General features: G+C 75.7%; 3 protein-coding genes. All 3 read right to left on the minus strand.

Annotated elements, in window-relative coordinates; translation table 11 throughout:
• A partial coding sequence (locus AB0J52_RS38335) for a phage major capsid protein (protein WP_500187931.1) occupies nt 1-531 on the minus strand: 531 nt, incomplete at its 3' end.
• A gap of 12 nt (nt 532-543) precedes the next feature.
• Nucleotides 544-1,317: an SDR family NAD(P)-dependent oxidoreductase gene (locus AB0J52_RS38340; RefSeq protein ID WP_500187928.1), complete on the minus strand. Its 774-nt coding sequence runs from the start codon at nt 1,315-1,317 to the stop codon at nt 544-546.
• Nucleotide 1,318: 1 nt separating this feature from the next.
• Nucleotides 1,319-1,958 (minus strand): sulfotransferase (locus AB0J52_RS38345; RefSeq protein ID WP_500187930.1); only part of this gene is annotated, 640 nt, incomplete at its 5' end.

Below are 1,958 nucleotides of genomic sequence, written 5' to 3' on the forward strand. Positions count from 1 at the left end.
CTCGCACAGCGCGGCCGTGGCCAGCAGGACCGACGCGGCCGACCGGTCGGCGGGGGCCGGTTCGCGGCGGCGGATGCCCGGGGTGCGCAGCAGGCCGCGGATGTCCCCGGTCCCGTTGAGCAGCGCGTCGTTCTCGGCGGTGCCGAGCCGGACGAGCAGCCGGTAGTCGACGAACGCGGCCAGCCCGGCCGGGTCGGCGAGGACCTCCGCCGGGACGGGCACCGCCGCCCGGACCGTCTGCGTCCGGACCGTCCGGGAGCCGACCTCGAACTCCCACTCGGGCGCGGCGTCGTCGGGCCCGACGTTCTCGGCGCGCTCGGTGAACACCGTGACCTCGTCGGCGTCCACGACCGCCTTGCGGAGCAGGTGCCGGACGGTCAGCCGGGGCCGCCGCTTGGCCGGCGGGAACAGGTCGCTGATGGACGCGCGCAGCTCGACCGCCGCCTTCGGCCCGTACCGGGCGTGGGCGAGCGCGAACTCCTCACCCGGGCTTCGGCGGGTCAGCTCCGGATCGTCCAGCATCATGCGCACTTCGGACAAGGTTCACATCCCCAGGGAGCGGCCGCCGTCGACGACCTGGACGGTTCCGGTGACGAAGCTCGCGCGGGCGCTCAGCAGGAACGTTCCCGCCGCCGCGACCTCCTCGGGACGGGCCACCCGGCCGAGCGGGATGCCCGCCTGCCGGGCGACGCGGGCGGTCTCCGCCTCGACGTCGCCGGTGAGGCCGCCGAGCAGCGCGTCCGTCGCGGTGTAGCCCGGCGCGAGGACGTTGACGGTGACGTCCCCCGGCCCGAGCTCGTGGACCAGCGTCTTGGCGTAGGCGGCCAGGCCCGACCGCGCGATGGCCGACAGCGCGTACTGGGGGATGATGTCGCGGATCGTCTCGCTGGCGACCATCAGGACCCGCCCCCATCCCGCCCGCCGCAGGTGCGGCAGTGCGGCCTGGACGAGCCCGATGTGGGCGATCATCCCCAGCTCGACGGCGTCGCGGTAGCCGTCCGGGCCGAACGCGCCGGTCGGTCCGGCGGGCGGCCCGCCCGCGTTGCTGACCACGATGTGCGCCGCGCCGTGCTCGGCGGCGGTGTCGTCCACCCAGGCGCGGGCGGCGGCGGTGTCGCGAAGGTCCAGCACGCGGGTGCCGACCACGGCGCCGAGTTCGGCGGCGATCTCGTCGCGGGCCTTGGCGAGCCGCCCGGCGTCGCGGCCCGCGATCGACACCGTGGCGCCCTCGCGGACCAGGTCGCGGGCGATCGCGAGGCCGATGCCCGCCGAGCCGCCCGAGACCAGGGCCACCTTCCCGGTCAGTCCCAGATCCATGTCAGACCCTCGTCTCGTAGCCGTACCGGCGCAGCAGGGGGAGCGCCAGGAGCGTGGTCGCGGCCCGCTGCGGGCGGGGCAGCTCGGTGTGCCACCGGCGGTCCTCGTGGATGAGGGTGCGGCCCCGGCCGAACCGGTTGGGGTTGCCGGTGACCGTGTGGTTGCCGCCGAGTTCGACCGTTCCATCGGCGGCGACGGGGTTCGGGCCTGGATGCCCGATCAGCTCCAGTATGTCGCCGACGGCGCGGCGCGGGCTGCGCACCAGGTCCTCGTACCGCAGGTGCAGCGCGTCCGCCCGGTGGGCGCGGCCGACGGCTTCGGCCGCCAGGTTGAACCCCGCCCAGTTCAGGGTGCTGTTGAGCACGGAACGGCGGCCGGTGTACGCCTTGGGCTGCAGCCACGACCAGGCCACCGCGCGCGGGTCGCGGATCAGGTGGACGTAGGACGCGTCGATGCCCGGCAGCGCGGACAGCAGGGCGGCGTCGGAGGCGTACTTGGAGCTGTCCACGACGGTGTGCGCGTCGCAGACCTCGGCGATCGCGCGGTAGGTCGCGGCGAGTGTGGCGGGCCATCCGTCCCGCGCCCCGTCCCGCCCCGCGCCCCGCGTTCCGCCAGCGGTCCTGGCGCGGCCCGAGTCGCGC

It is taken from the genome of Spirillospora sp. NPDC049652, from assembly GCF_040675125.1.
Taxonomy (GTDB): domain Bacteria; phylum Actinomycetota; class Actinomycetes; order Streptosporangiales; family Streptosporangiaceae; genus Spirillospora.